We start from the raw sequence: 20,375 nt of genomic DNA on the forward strand, positions 1-20,375 counted from the left end.
CTCTCGGCGACCCAACGCTGGCGGCGACCCTCTCGTTCCCTGCTTTGCGACCAGTTGCAAACACTTGCGCCAGGACGAGCAAGTGTCAGATATGCAACGCCCTTCCATATGCGGCGAGCACGCTTTCGTGCATCATCTCGCTCAGCGTCGGATGCGGGAAGATCGAGCCCATCAATTCCGCCTCGGTGGTTTCGAGCGTCTTGCCGACGACGTAGCCCTGGATCAGCTCGGTGACTTCCGCGCCGATCATGTGCGCGCCCAAAAGCTCCCCGGTCTTGGCGTCGAAGACGGTCTTGATGAAGCCCTCCGCTTCTCCGAGTGCGATCGCCTTGCCGTTGCCGATGAAGGGGAAGGTGCCGGTCTTGACCGCGTAGCCAGCCTCCTTCGCCTTCGCCTCGGTCAGGCCGACGCTGGCGATCTGCGGGTGGCAATAAGTGCACCCGGGGATGTTGTCGCGGTCGAGTGCATGGGGATGGACGTCCTTGTTACCCAGCTCCTGCGCGATCGCTTCGGCGGCGGTGACGCCCTCATGGCTCGCCTTGTGCGCCAGCCACGGCCCGGGCGTGCAATCGCCGATCGCCCACAGACCCTTCGACTTGGTGCGGCCGTAGGGATCGATCTGGATGAATCCGCGGTCCATATCGGCCAGCTTCTCCAGCCCGATATTCTCGGTGTTCGGCACGATCCCGACCGCCACGATCACGTGGCTGAATTCGCTTTCGGCGACCTTGCCGTCCTTGGCCTTGATCGTCGCAATCACTCCGTTCGCGCCGACCGTCAGCCCCTCGACCCCCGCGTCGGTCATGATCGTCATGCCCTGCTTGGTGAGGCTCTTCTCGAGGAAGGCGGAAACGTCGGCGTCCTCCACCGGTACCACACGGTCGAGCATCTCGACCACGGTAACTTCGCTTCCCATGTCGTTGTAGAAGCTGGCGAACTCGATCCCGATCGCGCCGCTGCCGATAACCAGCAGCTTGCTCGGCATTTCTGAGGGGGTCATTGCGTGGCGGTAGGTCCACACGCGCTGGCCGTCGGATTTGGCGAACGGCAGCTCGCGCGCCCGCGCGCCGGTGGCGACGATCACGTGCTTGGAGGTGAGCTGCTCCTCGCCCTTCTCGCCCTTCACAGTCAGCGATGTCGGCCCGGTCAAAGTGCCCTCGCCCATGTGCACCGCGATCTTGTTCTTCTTCATCAGATGAGTGACGCCGGCGTTGAGCTGCTTTGCCACCCCCCTGCTGCGCTTGACCACCGCTGCAAGGTCCGCCTCGATCCCCTGCGCCTTGAGCCCGTAATCGGCCGCATGCTGCATGTAGTGGAAGATCTCCGCCGAACGCAGAAGCGCCTTCGTTGGGATGCACCCCCAGTTGAGGCAGATCCCGCCGAGCAGTTCGCGCTCCACGATCGCGGTCTTGAGGCCGAGCTGCGCGCAGCGGATCGCCGCGACATAGCCGCCGGGGCCGCTGCCGAGCACGATGACGTCGTAGGATGTGTCAGCCATGATTTGCCTGTCTGGAACAAGTGGAAATGCGCGCGTCGCGGACCACTGAAGTGGGGCCGATTAAAAACTTCGCCAGGCTCGATCTACACTCGGTGAGACGGGCCAATCCCGCGTCACGGATGTCACCTTCCGCTGATCGCAAAAAGCACAACCGGGCGGAGGCGGGACTGGATTGAGTTTGGAGCGAGGCGCAGGCCATGGCGCGGATAGTGCCACGCGACTGTTCATGTAGGAAAATGCTTTCGCTCACGCCGCCGCCTCTCCCACCGCGCGCGGACGGTCGTCATCGCCCAGCAGCACGAACTTGAAGGTGCCGTTGCACGCCTTGGTGGTCGCCTCGCCGTTGCGTGTCCGCGCGATACCCTCGGCCGCGATGGTGAGCGAGGTGGTGCCGGTGGCGACTACTTCGCAATAGATGCTCAGCTCCTCCCCCACCGCCATCGCGCCGGGAAAGGCGAAGTCGGTCGCCGAGACGACCACCGCCTTGCCCTTCCCCACCCGGCTCGCCAGCGCGCCGGCGCCGAGCGCCATCTGGCTCATCAGCCACCCGCCGAACACGCCGCCATAGGGGTTGGTGTCCGCCGGCATCGCGGTGATGCGAATGAGGGGGTCGCGCGTCATGCACCCCCTCTACTCAACCCCTCTCCCGCAAGGGGAAAGGAGTTTGATCTTAGCCCCTCTCCCAATTCGGGAGAGGGGTTGGAGTGAGGGGGCACTGCCCTCAAGCCACCAGCCCCAGCGGCGCCTCGCATAGCTGCTTGAAGGCCTGCATCAGCTCCGCCCCGGTCGCGCCGTCGATGGCGCGGTGGTCGAAGCTGCCGGTGGCGGTCATCACGCTGGCGATGGCGAGCGCGTCGTCGACCACGTAGGGCCGCTTCTCGCCCGCGCCGACGGCCATGATCATGCCTTGTGGGGGGTTAATCACCGCTTCGAATTGCTTGATCCCGTACATGCCGAGATTGGATAGGCTGGCGGTCCCGCCCTGGTAGTCGTGCGGCTGCAGCTTCCCCTCGCGCGCCTTGTCGACCAGCACCTTGAATTCGCTGGCGATCGCGCTGACCGACTTCGAGCCGGCATCTACCACTACGGGAGTGATCAACCCGCTCGGCGCGGCCACCGCGACCGAGATGTCCGCCCGGCTGAACCGTCTCAGCGTATCGCCGCCGAAGCTGACGTTGCAGGCGGGCACCTGCAGCAGGGCCTTGGCGAGCGCCTTGATCAGGAGATCGTTGACGCTGAGCTTCACCCCTTGCGTCTCGAGCGCCGCATTAAGCTCGCCGCGCAGCTTGAGCAGCGGATCGAGCCGCACGTCGATCGCCAGGTAGTAGTGCGGGACGGTCTGCTTCGATTCCGTGAGGCGCCGGGCGATGACCTTGCGGACGTTGGTGAGCTTCTCGTCCTCGTGCGGGATGCCGAAGTCGGGCAATGCGGCTGGAGACGCGGCGGCCAGGGACGGAGCGGCGCTCGCCGGGGCCGCTGCGGCGGCCGGCGCGGGGGCGGCAGTTCCCGGCTGCGCGCCTTCGACGTCGGCCTTGACGATGCGCCCGTTGGGACCGCTGCCCTTCACGATCGCCAGATCGATGCCTTTCTGTTCGGCGATCCGCTTGGCGAGCGGGGAGGCAATGACCCGGTCGCCGGTCGGCTTCGGAGCCACTTTCTCCCTCTCCCCTTCAGGGGAGAGGATCGGGGAGTGGGGGACGGCAGATGGAGGCGGTGCCGGGCTTACAGCCGCCACTCCCTCCGCGGCTTCGCCGCTCCTCCCTCTCCCCTGAAGGGGAGAGGAGTTAGCATCCTCGCCTTCGCCCGCCAGCAGCGCGATCACGGTGCCGACCTTCACCCCCTCGGTGCCCTCGGCAATCTCGATCTTGGCGATCGTACCTTCGTCGACCGCCTCGAACTCCATCGTCGCCTTGTCGGTCTCGATTTCCGCCATGATGTCGCCGGCGCTGACCGTGTCGCCTTCCTTCACCAACCAGCGCGCGAGCGTGCCTTCCTCCATCGTCGGGCTCAAAGCGGGCATCTTGATCGGCGTGGGCATGCACGGTCCTTCACTGGGGAGTGACAGAGGTTCGCTTTGGCAAAGCCGTAGCGTCCGGGCAAGCAGCTTGCCCTGAATACGATTCCGACGGATATTCACTAATTGAAGGGTGGGGACTGATGCGCGTCTATCTGGTGATCATGGACGAGACCGAGGAAGCGGTGCGCGCCCTGCGCTTCGCCTCGCGCCGGGCGATGAAGACCGGCGGATCGGTACATATCCTGGCGCTGGTGCCGCGCGAGGGCTTCAACGCGTTCGGTGCAATCCAGGCGACGATCGAGCAGGAAGCCTACGACCGTGCGGAAATGGTCGCCAGCAGCGCGGCGGGCTCGATTTTCGCCGAGAGCGGCAAGATGCCGGTGATCGCGGTGCGCACGGGCGATGCCCAAGTCGTGATCAAGGACTACCTTGCCGACCATCCCGAGGTCGCCGCGCTCGTGCTCGGCGCTTCGGCGGAGGGCGGGCCGGGGCCCCTCGTGACGCACTTCTCGCACCACGCGGGGCACCTGCCCTGCCCGTTGTTCGTCGTGCCCGGCGGGATGACTGATGAGGATATCGACCGCCTGAGCTAGGCGAGCGACTCCCGCGCGGCCAGCTCCTTGACGCCGCGCCATTCGAGCAGCAGGAACGCCTCGACCGCGATCGCCTGCGCGATCACCGCCACGTGGCCGACGGCGGTGAGCTGGGCGAACTGGGTCAACCAGACAGCGAGGCTGGCGAACACCCAGGCCGCGTTCCCCGCAACCACCATCGTCAATAATCCACGCGAAGGCCGGAACGCCTGGTGCGCGAACAGCAGCGCCGAGGGCACGCAGATCCATCCCGCTACCGCGAGGATCGTCGGCGAAAGGCCGGTGAGCCTGGCGAGCGCGTCGGTCAGGCCGAGGCAGAGCACGATGAACGCGGCGGCGCTCGCGGCATCGAGCAGCAGCGCCTGTTTGAGGTTGGGCAATGGCATGGGTCATTCTCCTTCGCTTGACCCGGGCATCCTCGGCGCCGCGCCGCGGCAAGTCGATTACGCCGGAGGTAATGGAATTGCCGCACGCCGCCCGCTACGCCATCCCGAGAGGAGAGGCCGATGCACGTCGCACCGCTGGGGGAACAACTGCGCGAATGGCGCTCGCGGCGGCGGATGAGCCAGATGGACCTCGCGCTCGATAGTGAGATCTCCACCCGCCACCTCAGCTTCATCGAAACCGGCCGGGCGCAGCCGAGCGTGGCGATGATCGAGCGGATCGCCGATTGCCTCGAGGTGCCGCACCGCGCGCGCAACGCGCTACTGCTGGCCGCTGGTTATGCCCCCGAGTACCGCGAGCGCGCGCTCGACAGCGATGAGATGGCGGCGATGCGCGCGATCGTCGAGCACGTGTTGCAGGGCCATGAACCCTATCCGGCGCTGGCGGTCGACCGGCACTGGAACATGGTCGCCGCCAACGCGTCGGTGAGCATCCTCACCGAGCAGGTCGCCGCGCACCTGCTCGAGCCCCCGGTGAACGTGCTGCGGATCGCGCTCCACCCCGATGGCCTCGCGCCGCAGATCGCCAATTACGGCGAGTGGCGCGAGCACATTCTCCACCGGCTGAACCTGCAGGTGGAGGCGAGCGGTGATCCCGACCTCGCTGCGCTGCGCGACGAGATCGCGGCTTATGGCCCGCTCGCCAACGACAACGAGGCGGGACTCGCCAACGGGATCGCGGTGCCGCTGGTGCTCGACACGGTGGCCGGGCGGATTTCGTTCGTCTCGACGGTGACGATCTTCGGCACCCCGGTGGATATCACGCTCAGCGAGCTGGCGATCGAGGCGTTCTACCCCGCCGACAAGGCCTCAGCCGAGCTTCTGCGCCGGATCGCCGGCTAGCGTTTGCCGCGGCCCTGGTGGCGGATGTTACCGGGGCGGCCGCGCTTGCCCTGGGCATGCTTGCCGGGCTCGAACTTGCGCTTCTCGCGTGGCGCGGGCCGGGTGCCGCGCGGCTCGATCGCACCTTCGCTGTCGGGCAGTTCGAATTTGAGCGCGCCAGTCAGCGGGTTCGCCTCGGCGAGCCGGAGGTCGAGCTTATCGCCGGGAGCGTAAGTCGTGCCGCTGTCGCCGCCGGTCAGCCGCTGCGCGCCCTCGTCGAACGAGAAGTATTCCCGGCCCAGCGTCGAGACCGGGACCAGCCCGTCGCCGCCGAGGCCGACTATGGTGGCGAAGAAGCCGAAGCTGGTAACCCCGGTGATCCGGGTCGGGAACACCTCGCCCACGCGTCCCGAGAGCCAGGCGGCGACGTAGCGGTCGATCGTCTCGCGCTCGGCCTCCATCGCGCGGCGTTCGGCCTTGCTGATCGCTTCGGAAATCTTGCCGAGATCCTCGCCGTCGCGGTCGGACAGGCCCGATGTCTCCGGCAAGTCGGCTTTCGGCGCAGGCTGTTCGAGCTTGTAGGCGTCGACCAGCGCGCGGTGGACCAGCAGGTCGGCATAGCGGCGGATCGGCGAAGTGAAGTGTGCGTAGCTGCCGAGCGCGAGGCCGAAGTGGCCGGCGTTCTCTGGCCCGTAGTAGGCCTGCGTCTGGCTGCGCAGCACCGCCTCCATGATCTGCGCCTTTTCGGTTTCGTCGCCGACGTCCTTGAGCATGCGGTTGAACAGGCCGGGCGTCACCACCTGACCGAGCGCGAGGCTGTGGCCGAAGGTCGCCATGTATTCCTTCAATGAGACCAGCTTTTCGCGCCCGGGCGCTTCGTGGACACGGTAGACCACCGGCGCGGTTTTGGCTTCGAGCGCCTTGGCCGCGGCGACGTTGGCGGCGATCATGAAATCCTCGACCACACGGTGCGCGTCGAGCCGCTCGCGGACGCGGATTTCGGAGATCTTGCCCTCGTCGTCGAGCCGAACCTGACGTTCGGGCAGCTCGAGCTCGAGCGGATCGCGTTCCGCCCGGGCCGCAGCGAGCAGCTTCCATGCGGCCCACAAGTGTTGGAGGAATTCGCGCGGCGCCTCGCCATCGATCTCAGCTTGCGCATCCTCGTAGGCGATGTTGTGCGCGATGCGCACCAGCGCGCGGGTGAAGCGCCACTTGGTGACCTTGCCTTCGGGCGAGATGCGCAAGTGGCACGCCATCGCCGCGCGGTCCGCTTCCTCGACGAGGCTGCAGACGTCAGCGCTGAGCACCTCGGGCAGCATCGGTACGACACGGTCGGGGAAGTAGACCGAGTTGCCGCGCTTCCGCGCCTCGCGGTCGAGCGCGCCGCCGGGTCTGACGTAGAAGCTCACGTCCGCGATCGCGACGACCGCCTGATAGCCGCCGTTGCCGTCGGGCTCGGCCCAGATGGCGTCGTCGTGGTCGCGCGCGTCGGCGGGGTCGATGGCCACGATCGGCAGGTGGCGGAGGTCCTCTCGCCGCTCCTCCGACAGCGGCAGCTTGGCCGCCCGCGCAGCTTCCTCGATCGCCGCCTCGGGAAATACGTGCGGAATGCCGTGCTTGGCGATCGCGATCAGGCTGAACGCCTTGGGCGCGAGGGGGTCGCCGATCACCTCGGTGACCTTGACGCCCGAGCGCGGGCTCTTGCCAGCGGGCTCGGCAAGCACAAGCTGGCCTTCCTCCGCCCCGCCGAGGTCGGAAATCGGCTGCGAGGTGCGCACCCGCTTGTCGACCGGGGCGAGCCAACCCTTCCCCGACTTGTCGATCTCGACCACGCCCATCAGGCCATCGGTGCGCGCCGGCAGCTTCTTCATGACGTAGGCACGCCAGCCACGCCCGGCCTCTTCGGTACGCGCGAGGATGCGGTCGCCGACCTTCAGCGCCGGGAAGCGGTTGCCGCCCTTGCCCTTCTTGCCCTCGATCACCCGCAGCCGCGGCGGCGGTGCGCCGTCATCGGCTTCCCAAGCGTCGGGGATCGCGAATGGCTCGCCGTCCTCGATCTCGAGCACGCGCAGGACGGTGACCTTGGGCACGCCGCCCATCCGGTGATAGGCGGTCTTCTTGCCGTCGATCAGCCCTTCTTCAGCCATGTCCTTGAGCAGCGCCTTGAGCGCGATCTTCTCCTGCCCCTGCAGTCCGAAGGCCTTGGCGATCTCGCGCTTGCCGGCAAGGCTCTGGCTTGTCTGGAGGAACTCGATGATTTGCTCGCGCGAAGGCAAGCCGGGGGAGCGTCTGGCGGGCATGGCGCGCGATATGGGGCCGAGCCTACTTGTTGTCACCCTTCGCATCGCTCCGGGGCTTGGGCAGCGGGGCGAACGCGCCACCCGGCACCGCGCTAGCTACCGGACTGCATATCCCTTCGGCCGAGCAGGCGCTGACCCCGAACACCCAGTCGTCGCCGCGTACGCCCTCGAGCTTGGCGCTGGTGGCAACGACCTTCTCTATTACCGGTTTCTCGCCCCAATCGGAGGCATCGGTTCTGCGCTGCCAAATCGAATAGTTCGCAGCGCCCGGTACCTCGTTCCACTTGATGGTGGTGAAAGTCTGCACCGCGGCCTCGGCGGTAGGCGCCGGTGGCAGCGGCGCGCGCGCCAGCCTGTCGAGCGCGCGGACGTTGAGCGCGGTCACCTTGGCCAGATAGGCGAAATCCATCTCGTCAATCGTGTCGCCGAACTTCACCCCGTTCTCGACCCGCAGGTCCTGGTGCTGGTGGTCGTAATCCTCCACGCCGACCGAAAAGCGGATCGCGGGATAGCCCTTGTCGAGGAACGGCAGGTGGTCACCGCCGCGCCCCATCCGGTCGGCACGCCAGATCGGGCGGACCTGCAGCGCCTCGCCGTCGATCGTGTCGACCCAGCGCGAGAGGTTACGGCTGGGGCTGTCGTTCTCACCCGCGAAGCGACGTTGCGCCGCTCGGGTTGCGTCGTCGAGATCGGCGCGCGGGCCTTCGGAAAACACGCGCACTACGCCCGGCTCGCAGTAACCGTCTGAACCGCAGGAATTGCCGACGATATCGTTGTTGAGCACGGCTTTCACCGTCCAGCCCTGCTCGGCCGCGTAATCGGCAAGCAACTGGCCGCCATGCAGCCCCTGCTCCTCGCCCGAGAGCAGCGCGTAGACAATGGTGGTGGGATACTTGCGCTGCGACAGCACGCGCGCCGCCTCGATGGCGAGCGCCGTGCCGCTGCCGTCGTCGTTCGCGCCCGGCGCATCGGCGGTGAAATTCATCACGTCGGACACGCGGCTGTCGATATGGCCTTGTACGATTACCACTTCGTTCGGCCGCTCGGTGCCGCGCTGGATGGCGACGACGTTGACGAGCCGTGTTGGGGTGGGAATGCGCGCGCCGGTGACCATCCGCTCGGGCAGCACGATCTCGAGGCAGTTACCACACGCCTTGCTGGTCTTGCGGAACTCCGCCTCGCCCCATCGGCGCGCCGCTCCAATCCCGCGCTTGGGATTGTCCTGCTCGGACATCGTATGCCGGGTACCGAAGGACACCAGTCGCTCGACGTCGGCCTTCAGTCGGGCCTCCGAAACGGCGCTATCGGACGTATCGGCGGCGGCGAGCGGAGTGGCAGCGAGCAGAGCCGCGGCGGCTAAAAGTCGTGTGCGCATGCGGCCTTGTCGGCCGCCGCTCCGCGATTCGCAAGCCGTCAGAAGCGGACGGGCTCGGCCCCGTACTTGTTGGGTCCGGGATTGGATTTGAGTATGCCGAAGACGAGCAGCATGATCAGTGGCAGGTACCCGAAGAGGCCCTGCCAAGCCATCTGGCCCTGCATCTCCAGCGCGGTTGTTGGGTTACGCGCCGCGGCTACCTGCCGCATCATCTCGGCGGCTTCGCCGGCGCTCATCCAGCTCCAGACGAGCGAGGCGAGATAGAGGACACCGGTCACTGCGGCCCAGATCCCGGGCTTACCGCTGTCGTGAACCCGGCGAGTGAACGACGCCGCCATAAGCAGCAAGTTCGCGGCGCCAAGCGCCAGAGATACCGCCACGACACTTTCAACGCGGCCCGCCATCCGATCCATGATCATGGCCTCGGCAGCGGCCTCGTTGCCGCTGCGCGCCGCCTCGAGACCGACCGTCATTGCCTCGATCATCATCGGTACCGTAGCAATTATCGACACACCGATGTTGGCGATGAACAGGAACAGGAACCAGTACCAGAAGGTCTGCCGGGCATCGCGGCCGGAAAAGTCGGCCAGGTGCCGAAAGTGGTACTTGATGGCCCCGAGCATGTCGTCCTCCCCCCGTTGGACTTTTGGTCAGTAGGCTTTCGCCACCAGGACGCGTTCTACCGCCGTCTCGCCGGTGAAGATACACCGCCCGTCAGCCTGCGGACAACCCATCGGCACGTTGCGCAGCGTCAGCTTGAGCGCCTTCAGCCGTTCGGTCACCTGATCGAGCGCAGCGCCGGTCGGCTTCGACCATTGCACCTCGACCCAGCCGGGGTTCTTCACGTTGTCGGCGAAATACGCCTCGAGCGCCGCGAGATCGGCAATGTTGCGGGCAATCCGCCGGTCGCGCACGTCGCGCGCGCCTTCGAGCAGCGCGAGCTGCATTTGATCGAGAATTGCGGGGATGGAATTCGCCGCTTCGTCCAGCGACGGCGCTGCGAACGCAGGCTTTCCGTTCTCCGCCCACAAGGAGTCCCGCCGCAGAAGCGTGACCTTTCCTTCGGCCATGTCGCGGCTGCCGACCTCGACGATCAGCGGCGCCCCCTTGCGGACCCAGTCCCAACGCTTGGCGGCGGCCTTGCCGGGCTTGACATCGAGGAACACGCGCACCTGCTCGCCGAGCGCTTGGCTGGCTGCCAGCTTCGCGCGCAGGCCATCGCAGTACTCGATCAGCGCGGCGTCTCCATCGTCCTCGCGCAGCATCGGCACGATCACGACCTGCCACGGAGCGATCGCGGGCGGCACTTTAAGCCCGTCGTCGTCACCGTGGACCATGATCACCCCGCCGATCATGCGAGTGGAGACGCCCCAGCTCGTCGTATGCACGAGTTGCTGGCCGCCCTCGCGGTCCTGGAAGCGGATGCCGCTCGCCTGCGCGAAGTTGGTGCCAAGATAGTGGCTGGTGCCCGCCTGGAGCGCCTTGCCGTCCTGCATCATCGCCTCGATCGACCAGGTCTCGACCGCGCCGGGGAAGCGCTCGTTCTCGGGTTTCTCGCCCGCGATTACCGGGAGTGCGAGGTCTTCCTCGGCACAGGCGCGATAGACTTCGAGCATCCGCAGCGTGTGCTCCTTGGCCTCTGCGGCCGTCTCGTGCGCGGTATGGCCCTCCTGCCAGAGGAACTCGCTGGTGCGCAGGAACATGCGCGTGCGCATCTCCCAGCGCATCACGTTGGCCCACTGGTTGAGCTTGAGCGGCAAGTCGCGCCACGACTGCACCCAGCGCGCCATCGCGTCGCCGATGATCGTTTCCGACGTGGGACGGATGACGAGCGGCTCTTCCAACTTCGCCTCATGGTCCGGGATCAGCCCGCCCTTCCCGTCGGCAATCAGCCGGTGATGGGTAACCACCGCCATTTCCTTGGCGAAACCTTCCACATGCTCGGCCTCGCGCTCGAAATTCTTGAGCGGAATGAGCAGCGGGAAATAGGCGTTGTCGTGCCCGGTCGCCTTGATGCGGTTGTCGAGCAAGCGCTGGATACGCTCCCATATCCCGTAGCCCCACGGCTTGATGACCATGCACCCACGCACACCCGATTCTTCGGCCATGTCGGCGGCGGAGACGACCTCCTGATACCACTGAGCGAAATCGTCGGCGCGCTTGACGGTCAAGGCGTGGCGGATCTGGGACACTTTGGCTCTCGTTCTGCTTGGCTGCGGCGCCCTAGCCGCGGCGGCCGAGGGCGGTCTAGCGAATTAATGGCCGAGCTCGTCGAGCTTCTTTTGCATCGCGGCCATCTGGGCGCGGAGCTCCGCGAGCTCATCGGACTTGGAAGAGGGCGACGCCGTCGGCGACGGCTTGGCACCACCGCGCTTCGGCATCAGCGCGTCGGTCGCCGCGCGCATCATGGCCATGTTGGTTTCGGCGATCTTGCCCAGCGGGGTTCCACCCGCGCGAGCCATGAACGCTTCGTGGAGCTTGTTCTGGTTGGCGCGAAAGTTGTCCATCATCGCGTCGAGGTAGCTCGGTACCATCGACTGCATCGAGTTGCCGTACATCGAGATCAGCTGGCGCAGGAAGCCGATGGGAAGCATCTGCTCGCCCCCGCTCGATTCCTCTTCCATGATGATCTGCGTGAGGATCGTATGGGTGATGTCGTCGCCGGTCTTGGCGTCGAGCACTTTGAAATCGACCCCGTCACGGGTCATCTTCGACAGGTCGTCGAGCGTGATGTAGCTCGACGTGCCAGTGTTGTAGAGCCGGCGATTGGCGTACTTCTTGATGACGATCGCGCCATCGGCATCTTCGCGTCGTGCCATTGGTAACGCACCCTTGTAGCTGTCGCCAGCGCTTAGCACTCGCAGCATTCGCAGTGCAACAAAGGTTGCAGCAATTGTGCGCAGCAAACTAGCGCGCGAACCGCCGACCCAAGGTGGTGAGCAGCTCGTATTGCGACAACCGCGACGCAGCCGACTCGGCTGCGAGATCGAACGGCACGTCGAGCCAGTCGCCCTCGCGAACATGCGGGGCGGCTGCCAGATCGACGACGATCATGTCCATCGACACCTGACCGAGCAGCGGCAACTCCGCCTCGCCGGATCGCAAAGTTCCGCCCGGCCCGCGGCAACGCAGGAAGCCGTCGGCATAGCCGAGCGAGACCACACCAATCCGCATCGGCCCGGGCGCAACAAAGGTCGCATTGTAGCCCACGGCATCGCCTTGCTGCAGCTCGCGCACCTGGATGACCGCCGCGCGCGGATAGGCGACCTGGCGGATCGACCCAGCGAACTCCTCCCGTGGCACACCCCCGTAGAGGGCTAGTCCCGGACGCGTGAGGTCGAACGCGTAGTCGGCGCCGAGGGCAATCCCGGCGCTGTTGGCGAAACTGCGACGGCGAGCGGGAATCGTCGCGCAGGCTTCGGCAAAGCGGGCGAGTTGCGCCGGATTCATCGCGCTGTCCTCGTCGGCGCAGGCGAGGTGCGACATCAGCGTGTCAACATCCAACCCCGCCAGTACCGGATCGCCCAATGCCGTCATCGGCAGGCCGATGCGGTTGATCCCCGTATCGACCATGACGTCGCACGGGCCGCCACCACTGGCCTGCCAGCGTGCGACTTGCTCGAGGCTATTGAGCACCGGGCGAACACCGCTCGCGCGCGCGAACGCGCAATCCAGATCGGTGAGGGGGCCGTGCAGTACGGAGACTTGGGCCGATGGCACGTGCGCGACGACCGCGGGCACTTCGCACCAGTGCGCCACGAAGAAATCGCGCGCACCTGCCGAGGCCAGCGCAGGGATGACCCGCGATACACCCAGGCCATAGGCATCCGCCTTGACCGCGGCGCCTGCGGCCGCGCCGCCGGACATCCGGTCGAGCGTCCGCCAGTTCGCCGCCAGCGCCTCGGTGTCGATATCGAGTCGCAGCGACCGCGGCGGCGAGACCTCGGGCGTCACAATCAGGCCATTGCGGGCGATACGGGCGGCGCCTCGGCCGATTCCTCGATAAAATCGCGGGGCGGCCCGTCGGGAATGCCCCACCACGCCACGACCAAGCCGAACGCCATCACCAGCCAGCAATACCACAGGCCGGCGTAAGCATCGCCAGTGGTCGCGACTATGTAGCCGGCAATCAGCGGCAGGAACCCCCCGAGAAAACCCGCGCCGATGTGATAGGGGATCGACATCGAACTGTAGCGGATGCGCGCGGGGAACATCTCGGCAAGCAGCGCCGCCACCGAACCGTATGTCAACGCGGACAGCATCCCCAGCGCGCACAGGAGTGCAACAATGCCGGCGAGGTTGGCGAGGGGCGGACGTTGCTTGGCGAAATCGTAGCCTTTGCTTTCTAGGAGGCTCTGCAGCGCGGCCTTGCGGTCTGCTTCTGGCACGGCCGCCACATCGAGCGTCGCATCGGCCGACGATACCGTCAGCGGTGCATCAGAACCGGTGGCGTGCTGCAGATCGTAACTGATGCCGAGCGAGGTCAAATCGGCGAGTACCCGGCCGCACGGCGTCGCCTGCTTGCTGGCGAAGGGATCGTAGTCGCATCCAAGGCCGCTTACGGCGACCGGCGCGGCGCGCGAGCTTTCGGCGAGCGCCGGGTTGGCCAAGGCGCCGATGCCCCAGAAAATCGGGAATAGCAGGAAGAGCGTCGCGATCGCCCCGATGATCAGCGGCTTCTTGCGCCCTACCCGGTCGGACCAGCGTCCGACTACGATGTAAAAGCTCATCGAAATCAGGCCGGCGACGAGCATGAGGATTTCGGTGAGGCCTTCGTCCACCCGCATCGGCCCGCGAAGGAACGACAGGCCATAGAAGAACGCGGTGTACCAAATCACCGTCAGCACCCCCGCAACACCGAACAGCGCGACGAAGATCCGCTTCTTGTTGCCTGGATAGGTGAAGCTCTCGACGAACGGGTTGCCAGCGGTCTCGCCCGCTTCCTTCATCGCCTGGAATACCGGGCTTTCGCTCAGCTTCAACCGCATCCACAGGCTGATCGCGAGCAGAATGATGCTCAGCAGGAACGGTACGCGCCAGCCCCAAGCCTCGAACTCAGCCGGCGGGATCAGGGCGCGGCAGGCAATGACGACCACGATCGATAGCACGAACCCGCCGACCACGCTCGCCTGGATGAAGCTCGTATAATACCCGCGCTTCTCGGGCGGCGCGTGCTCGGCGACATAGATCGCCGCGCCGCCGTATTCCCCGCCGAGCGCGAGGCCCTGGAGAATGCGCAGCAGGATGATGATCGCAGGAGCCGCGAGCCCGATCGTCGCCGCGCCGGGCACCAGGCCGACGGCGGCGGTGGCGAAGCCCATCAGCGCGACGGTGACGAGAAAAGTGTACTTGCGTCCTAGCCGGTCGCCGAGGAAGCCGAACAGGATCGCCCCCAGCGGCCGAAAGCCGAACCCGACCGCGAAACCCGCCCACACCAGCAGCAGCTGGAGCGTCTCGTTATCGGCGGGGAAAAACGCCTTGCCGATCAGCGCGGCCAGCGTGCCGTAGATGAAGAAGTCGTACCACTCGAACACCGTCCCCGCGCTGGAGGCGGCGATCACCAGGCGGATATCCTTGGCGCTTGGTTCTTGGTGCGATGCGACGGTGGCACTCATACGGTGGTTAGCTCCCCTGCCCGACCGTGCCAGCCTCTAGCCAACCGCCTTCGCGTTGGAAAGCGCGGCCAGCGCGGCGTCCCACGCGAGCAGGATGGCGCCGTGGCGTGCCGCATAGGCGCGAGCGGGGTCGAGCGCGTCAACCCCGGGCCAATCGGGGGTCTCCGCGGTGCCAGCCAGCCATGCCTCGACCGCACTTCGCGACGCAGCCAGTTCTTCCAAGCCATAGCCTTCGGCATTCGCCGCGAAAATCGCAGCGGCCGCTTGCCCCACCGCGCAAGCCGTTACCTGCAAGCCGAACTCGGCGATGCGCCCCGCTTTATCGGTTCGGCAACTCAGACGCAGGGTACTTCCGCAGGTGCGTGATCGTGCTTCGCCGGAGAGTGCCATTGCGGGGTCGAATGGGCGGTCGGCAAGCGAGACTGCGAGCGCCAGCAGTTCGGGAGTGTAGAGCACGCGCCCGCGGGCCGCGCTCACGAGCCGTAGTCGCGGATCTTCACCTCGCCGGTTCGCCGCGTCTCGTCGCGCTCCTCAATCATCTGCACCAGCGCGTCGGCGCTGGCATTGACGAGCGGGTATGTGCGCGCCTGTTTGATCCAGTCAGGACGCCCGGCGATGCCCCACGCCGCGTCGTAGCCCAGCACCAGGAGCGCGAACCCGCAGGTCACCACGATCGCGCCCTTGATCGCGCCGAATCCGAACCCCAACACGCGGTCGATCGGGCCGAGCAGCGAGGCGCGCGATCTCTCCCCCATCCTGCCGGCGATCAGCTTCATGCCGGCATAAGGGATCAACAGCAGCACCGCGAACGCCAGCGTCGCAGCACCTGTCGGATTGCCGACCTTGGGCACCAACCAGTCGTAGAGCGGCGTATGAAGGTTATAGATCGCCAGGACCGCCACGCCCCAGGCAAGGAGCGACAGGACTTCCTGCACGAAGCCGCGCAAGAAGCCGCCTACGGCCGCCACTCCCACGGCCAGCAACACTATTAGATCGAAACCCGTCATACGATCCCGGCCTTAGCTATGCCGATGCCATCACCCGGTCAACGAGATTGGCCAGTCGCCGTACTTCACGGTAGTTAAGTCCGGATGAACCCGGATCGGCATCCGCCGGGCCATAGCCAGTACCGAAGCCGAGCTTGGCCGCCTCGCGCATGCGCAGGCCGGCATGGGCGACAGGGCGGATCTCGCCCGCCAGCGATATTTCGCCGAACCAGACGGCGTGCGTTTCCAATGGCTTGTCCGCGAGGGCCGATACGAGCGCCGCCGCCACGGCCACGTCGGCTGCCGGGTCGGACAACCGATAGCCGCCAGCGACGTTGAGATAGACTTCGGCGGATGAAAAATTCAGGCCGCAGCGGGATTCGAGCACTGCGAGCAACATCGACAGCCGCCCGCTATCCCACCCGACGACCGCCCGGCGCGGGGTCGCACCCGACTGCAGCCGAACGATCAATGCCTGGATCTCGACCAGCACAGGGCGGGTACCTTCCAACGCAGGGAAGACCGCGCTGCCCGCGAGCGGCTCCTCACGCCCGGACAGGAACAGCAACGACGGGTTGCCGACTTCCGCCAGACCCGCGCCTTCCATCGCGAAGACACCGATCTCGTCGACCGCGCCGAAGCGGTTCTTGAGCGCGCGCAGGATACGGTACTGATGGCTGCGCTCGCCTTCGAAACTCATCACCACGTCGACCATGTGCTCGAGCACCCGGGGGCCCGCGATATTGCCGTCTTTGGTGACATGGCCCACGAGGACCAGCGCAACGCCGTTTTCCTTGGCGTAGCGGATGAGTTCGAACGCGCACCCGCGCACCTGGCTGACTGTCCCCGGCGCCCCCTCGATGGTATCGGAATGCATGGTCTGGATCGAATCGATGATTAGCAGGGAAGGTGGCTGCATCGTTCCGAGCGTGGTGAGGAGGTCACGCACGCTGGTCGAACTGGCAAGTTTGATCGGCGCACCGGCCAGGCCCAGGCGGCTCGCCCGCATGCGGATCTGGCCCGCCGCTTCCTCTCCGCTAACATAGACCACCAGAAGACCGCGCTTCGCCACCGCACCGGCGCTCTGCAGGAGAAGGGTCGACTTGCCGATGCCTGGATCGCCTCCCATCAGCACGGCGGAACCCGGCACCATTCCCCCACCCAATGCGCGATCGAACTCGGCCATGCCGGTCGGCAGCCGTACCAGTGGTTCGGACGGAGCGTCGAGCGCCTCGAACGCGAGCGCCCGCCCGCCGCTCGACAGGTCGTGCTTCATCGAGAACACTGTCGCCGGTGCGTCCTCGACCAGTGTATTCCACTCGGCGCAGTCCGTGCACTGGCCCTGCCAACGGCTGCTCACGCCTCCGCAGGCCTGGCAAACGTAACGGCGTTTGGTCTTTACCATCGCTGGCCGGATAGCGGGAACATTAGAGGAACGCAATTGCGCCCGCGGCGATTGCCCGCCACACGTGCGCGATGCGCCAGAAAGAACTCCGCATCGCGCTCATCTGCTACGGGGGCATTAGCCTGGCGGTCTACATGCACGGGGTAACGAAGGAGCTTTGGCATCTCGCCCGCGCTAGCCGCGACCATTGGGCCGACGGGATACCTAACGAGGGCGTGCGGGCGGTTTACCGGGACCTACTCCAGCATCTCGAAGCGAAACACGACCTGCGGCTACGCGTGCTGCCAGACATCGTGACCGGGGCGAGCGCTGGCGGCATCAATGCGGTATTCCTCGCGCAGGCCATCCACTCAGGCCAAAGCCTCGAGCCCCTCACAGAACTCTGGCTCGGGGAGGCGGACGTCGACCGCCTGCTAGACCCCGAGGCACGAGCCTGGTCTCGCGTGGCGAAGATCTGGGCGATGCCGTTCGTCTGGTGGGTCCTGCGCCGCCCCGGCAACGTCGTAAGCGAGAGCGTCGCTCCCGAGACCCGCAGCGAAGTCCGCCGCAAGGTTTCCCATTTTATCCGCGGCCGCTGGTTTGAGCCCCCGTTCTCCGGCCTCGGCTTCTCAACGCTGTTGTTCGACGGTCTCGGGGCCATGGCCAGCGGTTCGGCGGAAGCGCCGCTCCTGCCGCCAGGGCATCCGCTCGACCTTTTCGTGACCGCAACCGACTTTCGCGGATATCTGTCGATCCTGCAGCTCAACAGCCCACCGATCGTGGAGGAGAGCGAGCACCGAATGCCGATCGGGTTCCGGAGCAAAGTCCCGGCCGCGGGAGGGGAGAGCCTGGCAGATCCGCTCGAGCTGACGCTGGCGGCGCGGGCTACGGCCAGCTTTCCCGGGGCCTTCCCTCCGCTGCGCGTGGACGAGATCGACGCACTCGCTGCCGCACGCGGACGCGAGTGGAGCGGGAGAGCCGCATTCCTCGATCGCATCATGCCGGTCCATGTAAGGCAGGGTAACGAGGAGAACGTCTCGCTGATCGACGGTTCGGTGCTGGTGAACGCCCCCTTTGCCGCCGCTCGGGCCGCGCTTCCCGCGCGTCCGGCGCAACGCGAGGTGGACCGGCGCTTCGTCTATATCGACCCACGCCCCGACCGGTTCGGCGCCATCGAGAGCCGGATCGACCGGCCGGTGGGCTTCTTCGCCGCTATCCTGGGTTCGCTGTCGACCATCCCGCGAGAGCAGCCGATCCGCGACAATCTTGAATCCCTGGAGCGCCAGTCGCGCGAGGCCCGGCGGCTGAGGCGCATCGTCGACGCGCTGAGGCCGGAGGTCGAGGGGGCGGTCGAGAAGCTGTTCGGGCTAACCCTATTCCTCGACAAGCCTACGCCCAAGCGCCTCGCGGCCTGGCGCAATAAGGCGCAGACCGCCGCGGCGGAACGGGCGGGCTATGCCTTTCAACCGTACGCCCAGGCGAAAGTCGCCGGCATCGTCGATACTCTGGCGCAAGCCGTGCTGGAGGCGGCCCCGGGGCTCAAACTAGCCGATCCCGAGCCGATCGCCGCTCGGTTGCGGCGCGAGATGGAAGAGCGTGGCCTCACGACGCTGGTCGACACGGGCGGCAGCGCAAGCGCCGATGCTCTGGCTTTCCTGCGGGCCCACGATCTCGGCTTCCGAATCCGGCGCCTGCGTTTGATAGCCCGGCGGCTGTCGCGCGAGTGGGAAGCGGACCCGGCGATTCCCGAAGACGCGCTCGATGCAGCACGGGAAGCGATATACGCCATCCTCGCGCTGTATTTCGCGCGGGAAGGCACCGCGGCGCTGGGTGACGATTTCGCCGTGCTGGCCGAAAAGGTAATGGAAGATCCTGGCGCGGTGCTCGATGCGCTCGCCGCTCGGCGCCTGCTCCCCGAAATAGACGCGCAAGCGGAAGTGATGCTGTCCGAAGCGCTGGAGGCCATGCCGAAGGAGCTGCGGCGGCGAGTGCTACTCGCCTACCTTGGATTCCCGTTTTACGATGCCGCGACCCTCCCGTTGCTGCAGAACGAAGGGCTGACCGAGTTCGACGCGGTAAAGGTCGACCGGATCAGTCCCGAGGATGCTAAGTCGATCCGCCCGGGGGGCACCCGGGCGACCCTCCGCGGAACCGAATTCTACAATTTCGGCGCCTTCTTCAGCCGCGCCTATCGCGAGAACGACTATCTGTGGGGCCGCCTGCACGGCGCCGAACGCATGATCGATCTCGTCGCCTCGACCGTCGATGGATTCAACGAAGGCGACCGCGCCGCGTTCAAGCGTCGGGCGTTTCTTGCCATCCTCGACGAAGAGGAAACGCGGCTGCAAACCGACCGGGGACTGGTGGCACGGATCAGGGCCGAGCTCCCCGGCGGTTAGTGCGCGTGACCGTGGTCGTGTGCGGTACTGTCGAGGCTCGTCCAGACAGCCTTCGCAAAGCCTTCGCTGTTCACGAACGCTCCCGGCCGGTCGAGCGGCTTGAGCGGATTGTCGGCCAGGAAAGCTTCGAGCGACGTGCCGCCTGCTTTAGCGGCGCGAACCGTCTCGACGGCCCCTGCGATCCGATCGCGCCAGGCCTGCAGCCCAGCGCGGTCGGTTACCGGCCCGTGTCCCGGGATGATCTTGGTTTGCGCATTCGTCATCGCCAGCATCTTGTCGAGCGAGGCGATCAGGGTCACTGCGTTGCCGCCGGAGGAGACATCCACGAACGGGAACGGTGCGTTGCTCATCATGAGATCGCCCGTGTGGAGCACGTTGGCCTTACGCCAGTGAAGCACGGTGTCGCCATCAGTGTGCCCGCCTCCGGTGAAGATCGCGTGGATTTCGTCACCATTGAGATGAAACGTCACGCCTTCGGCATAAGTCACCACCGGCAGCGCCGCGACCGGCGCCGGCGGGATGACGTTGCCCAAGATGTTGCCGCCCGCGGCCAGCCGCACGCGGACGTTGTCATGCGCGAAGATCGTCGCTCCGGCCTTGCCCAAGTTCTCGTTCCCGCCCGAGTGGTCGAAGTGCCAGTGGGTGTTGACGAGGTACTTGACCGGCGTGCCGCCGAGGTCCGCCACCGCCTTGGCGATCTTGTCGGTCAGCGGCGCGAACTGGTCGTCGATGAGCACCGTCCCGTCGGGACCGTGCGATACGCCGATATTGCCTCCCGCGCCGAATAGCACGGCCACGCCCGGGCCCAACGGCTCGGACTTGATCTCGACCTTGCTGAAGTCGGGCAGTTGGGCCGCGGCCATAGCGCCCGAGACAACGGCGAGCGCTGCGGCGCCAGCGAATAGAATCGACGATTTCACAGTTATTCCTCCCACTTTGCCCG

General features: G+C 66.3%; 18 protein-coding genes. 3 read left to right on the forward strand and 15 right to left on the reverse strand.

The genetic code is table 11. From position 1 onward, the window contains the following. Nucleotides 1–85: 85 nt before the first annotated feature. The 3 genes from lpdA to ACWPM1_RS09160 all read right to left on the reverse strand — a co-directional run bounded on the left by lpdA (nucleotide 86) and on the right by ACWPM1_RS09160 (nucleotide 3,536). Complete coding sequence (lpdA, locus tag ACWPM1_RS09150) at nucleotides 86–1,498, reverse strand: dihydrolipoyl dehydrogenase (RefSeq protein ID WP_455694526.1); 1,413 nt, start codon at nucleotides 1,496–1,498, stop codon at nucleotides 86–88. Nucleotides 1,499–1,744: 246 nt separating this feature from the next. Continuing rightward, complete coding sequence (locus ACWPM1_RS09155; RefSeq protein WP_455694527.1) at nucleotides 1,745–2,119, reverse strand: acyl-CoA thioesterase; 375 nt, start codon at nucleotides 2,117–2,119, stop codon at nucleotides 1,745–1,747. 100 nt (nucleotides 2,120–2,219) lie between these two features. Next, entirely contained in the window at nucleotides 2,220–3,536 is a 1,317-nt protein-coding gene (locus ACWPM1_RS09160; protein WP_455694528.1) for a pyruvate dehydrogenase complex dihydrolipoamide acetyltransferase, read from the reverse strand. Between the two features lie 119 nt (nucleotides 3,537–3,655). Between ACWPM1_RS09160 and ACWPM1_RS09165 the strand changes: the two genes are divergently transcribed. Beyond that, nucleotides 3,656–4,108 carry a universal stress protein gene (locus ACWPM1_RS09165; RefSeq protein WP_455694529.1) on the forward strand — a complete coding sequence of 151 codons (453 nt, stop codon included), beginning with the start codon at nucleotides 3,656–3,658 and terminating at the stop codon, nucleotides 4,106–4,108. On the opposite strand, the gene ACWPM1_RS09170 is transcribed toward ACWPM1_RS09165, so the two are convergent. Further along, on the reverse strand, nucleotides 4,105–4,494 hold the full coding sequence (locus tag ACWPM1_RS09170; protein WP_455694530.1) for a hypothetical protein: 390 nt from the start codon (nucleotides 4,492–4,494) through the stop codon (nucleotides 4,105–4,107). The genes ACWPM1_RS09165 and ACWPM1_RS09170 overlap by 4 nt on opposite strands. A gap of 120 nt (nucleotides 4,495–4,614) precedes the next feature. Between ACWPM1_RS09170 and ACWPM1_RS09175 the strand changes: the two genes are divergently transcribed. Then, nucleotides 4,615–5,394, forward strand: coding sequence for a helix-turn-helix domain-containing protein (locus tag ACWPM1_RS09175; protein WP_455694531.1), 780 nt, complete (start codon nucleotides 4,615–4,617; stop codon nucleotides 5,392–5,394). Here the strand turns inward: ACWPM1_RS09175 and rnr are convergent. The 10 genes from rnr to radA form a co-directional block, all read right to left on the reverse strand. Then, the gene (gene rnr, locus ACWPM1_RS09180; RefSeq protein WP_455694532.1) at nucleotides 5,391–7,673 is read right to left on the reverse strand and encodes a ribonuclease R; all 2,283 of its coding nucleotides are present in this window, start codon (nucleotides 7,671–7,673) and stop codon (nucleotides 5,391–5,393) included. The genes ACWPM1_RS09175 and rnr overlap by 4 nt on opposite strands. 22 nt (nucleotides 7,674–7,695) lie before the next feature. Further along, the gene (locus tag ACWPM1_RS09185; protein ID WP_455694533.1) at nucleotides 7,696–9,048 is read right to left on the reverse strand and encodes a M20/M25/M40 family metallo-hydrolase; all 1,353 of its coding nucleotides are present in this window, start codon (nucleotides 9,046–9,048) and stop codon (nucleotides 7,696–7,698) included. Nucleotides 9,049–9,086: 38 nt separating this feature from the next. Continuing rightward, nucleotides 9,087–9,671, reverse strand: coding sequence for a DUF805 domain-containing protein (locus ACWPM1_RS09190; protein WP_455694534.1), 585 nt, complete (start codon nucleotides 9,669–9,671; stop codon nucleotides 9,087–9,089). A 27-nt stretch (nucleotides 9,672–9,698) separates the two neighbouring features. Further along, nucleotides 9,699–11,240: a proline--tRNA ligase gene (proS, locus tag ACWPM1_RS09195; protein WP_455694535.1), complete on the reverse strand. Its 1,542-nt coding sequence runs from the start codon at nucleotides 11,238–11,240 to the stop codon at nucleotides 9,699–9,701. A 63-nt stretch (nucleotides 11,241–11,303) separates the two neighbouring features. Continuing rightward, the gene (phaR, locus tag ACWPM1_RS09200) at nucleotides 11,304–11,867 is read right to left on the reverse strand and encodes a polyhydroxyalkanoate synthesis repressor PhaR (protein ID WP_455695151.1); all 564 of its coding nucleotides are present in this window, start codon (nucleotides 11,865–11,867) and stop codon (nucleotides 11,304–11,306) included. An 88-nt stretch (nucleotides 11,868–11,955) separates the two neighbouring features. Further along, the gene (locus tag ACWPM1_RS09205; RefSeq protein ID WP_455694536.1) at nucleotides 11,956–13,002 is read right to left on the reverse strand and encodes an alanine racemase; all 1,047 of its coding nucleotides are present in this window, start codon (nucleotides 13,000–13,002) and stop codon (nucleotides 11,956–11,958) included. 2 nt (nucleotides 13,003–13,004) lie between these two features. Then, on the reverse strand, nucleotides 13,005–14,663 hold the full coding sequence (locus ACWPM1_RS09210) for an MFS transporter (protein ID WP_455694537.1): 1,659 nt from the start codon (nucleotides 14,661–14,663) through the stop codon (nucleotides 13,005–13,007). A gap of 36 nt (nucleotides 14,664–14,699) precedes the next feature. Next, nucleotides 14,700–15,140, reverse strand: a complete 441-nt coding sequence (locus ACWPM1_RS09215; RefSeq protein WP_455694538.1) for an iron-sulfur cluster assembly scaffold protein — start codon at nucleotides 15,138–15,140, stop codon at nucleotides 14,700–14,702. After that, nucleotides 15,137–15,670, reverse strand: a complete 534-nt coding sequence (locus ACWPM1_RS09220; RefSeq protein ID WP_455694539.1) for a CvpA family protein — start codon at nucleotides 15,668–15,670, stop codon at nucleotides 15,137–15,139. Before ACWPM1_RS09220 ends, ACWPM1_RS09215 begins: the two co-directional genes overlap by 4 nt. A gap of 16 nt (nucleotides 15,671–15,686) precedes the next feature. Further along, nucleotides 15,687–17,054, reverse strand: a complete 1,368-nt coding sequence (gene radA / locus ACWPM1_RS09225) for a DNA repair protein RadA (protein ID WP_455694540.1) — start codon at nucleotides 17,052–17,054, stop codon at nucleotides 15,687–15,689. 71 nt (nucleotides 17,055–17,125) lie between these two features. Here radA and ACWPM1_RS09230 point away from each other — a divergent pair, with 71 nt between their 5' ends. Further along, the gene (locus ACWPM1_RS09230; RefSeq protein ID WP_455694541.1) at nucleotides 17,126–19,432 is read left to right on the forward strand and encodes a patatin-like protein; all 2,307 of its coding nucleotides are present in this window, start codon (nucleotides 17,126–17,128) and stop codon (nucleotides 19,430–19,432) included. Here the strand turns inward: ACWPM1_RS09230 and ACWPM1_RS09235 are convergent. Further along, nucleotides 19,429–20,352, reverse strand: coding sequence for an MBL fold metallo-hydrolase (locus ACWPM1_RS09235; protein ID WP_455694542.1), 924 nt, complete (start codon nucleotides 20,350–20,352; stop codon nucleotides 19,429–19,431). The two genes, ACWPM1_RS09230 and ACWPM1_RS09235, sit on opposite strands and share 4 nt — an antisense overlap. Between the last annotated feature and the right edge of the window lie 23 nt (nucleotides 20,353–20,375).

This window comes from Tsuneonella sp. HG249, assembly GCF_053819205.1.

What these genes read in the sequence shown, in the direction of transcription:
- phaR (WP_455695151.1), bottom strand. Translation starts at nt 11,867, where the DNA reads ATGGCACGACGCGAAGATGCCGATGGCGCGATCGTCATCAAGAAGTAC.
- ACWPM1_RS09210 (WP_455694537.1), bottom strand. Translation starts at nt 14,663, where the DNA reads ATGAGTGCCACCGTCGCATCGCACCAAGAACCAAGCGCCAAGGATATC.
- rnr (WP_455694532.1), bottom strand. Translation starts at nt 7,673, where the DNA reads ATGCCCGCCAGACGCTCCCCCGGCTTGCCTTCGCGCGAGCAAATCATC.
- ACWPM1_RS09175 (WP_455694531.1), top strand. Translation starts at nt 4,615, where the DNA reads ATGCACGTCGCACCGCTGGGGGAACAACTGCGCGAATGGCGCTCGCGG.
- ACWPM1_RS09165 (WP_455694529.1), top strand. Translation starts at nt 3,656, where the DNA reads ATGCGCGTCTATCTGGTGATCATGGACGAGACCGAGGAAGCGGTGCGC.
- ACWPM1_RS09160 (WP_455694528.1), bottom strand. Translation starts at nt 3,536, where the DNA reads ATGCCCACGCCGATCAAGATGCCCGCTTTGAGCCCGACGATGGAGGAA.
- ACWPM1_RS09230 (WP_455694541.1), top strand. Translation starts at nt 17,126, where the DNA reads ATGCGCCAGAAAGAACTCCGCATCGCGCTCATCTGCTACGGGGGCATT.
- radA (WP_455694540.1), bottom strand. Translation starts at nt 17,054, where the DNA reads ATGGTAAAGACCAAACGCCGTTACGTTTGCCAGGCCTGCGGAGGCGTG.
- lpdA (WP_455694526.1), bottom strand. Translation starts at nt 1,498, where the DNA reads ATGGCTGACACATCCTACGACGTCATCGTGCTCGGCAGCGGCCCCGGC.
- ACWPM1_RS09155 (WP_455694527.1), bottom strand. Translation starts at nt 2,119, where the DNA reads ATGACGCGCGACCCCCTCATTCGCATCACCGCGATGCCGGCGGACACC.
- ACWPM1_RS09220 (WP_455694539.1), bottom strand. Translation starts at nt 15,670, where the DNA reads ATGACGGGTTTCGATCTAATAGTGTTGCTGGCCGTGGGAGTGGCGGCC.
- ACWPM1_RS09185 (WP_455694533.1), bottom strand. Translation starts at nt 9,048, where the DNA reads ATGCGCACACGACTTTTAGCCGCCGCGGCTCTGCTCGCTGCCACTCCG.
- ACWPM1_RS09170 (WP_455694530.1), bottom strand. Translation starts at nt 4,494, where the DNA reads ATGCCATTGCCCAACCTCAAACAGGCGCTGCTGCTCGATGCCGCGAGC.
- ACWPM1_RS09190 (WP_455694534.1), bottom strand. Translation starts at nt 9,671, where the DNA reads ATGCTCGGGGCCATCAAGTACCACTTTCGGCACCTGGCCGACTTTTCC.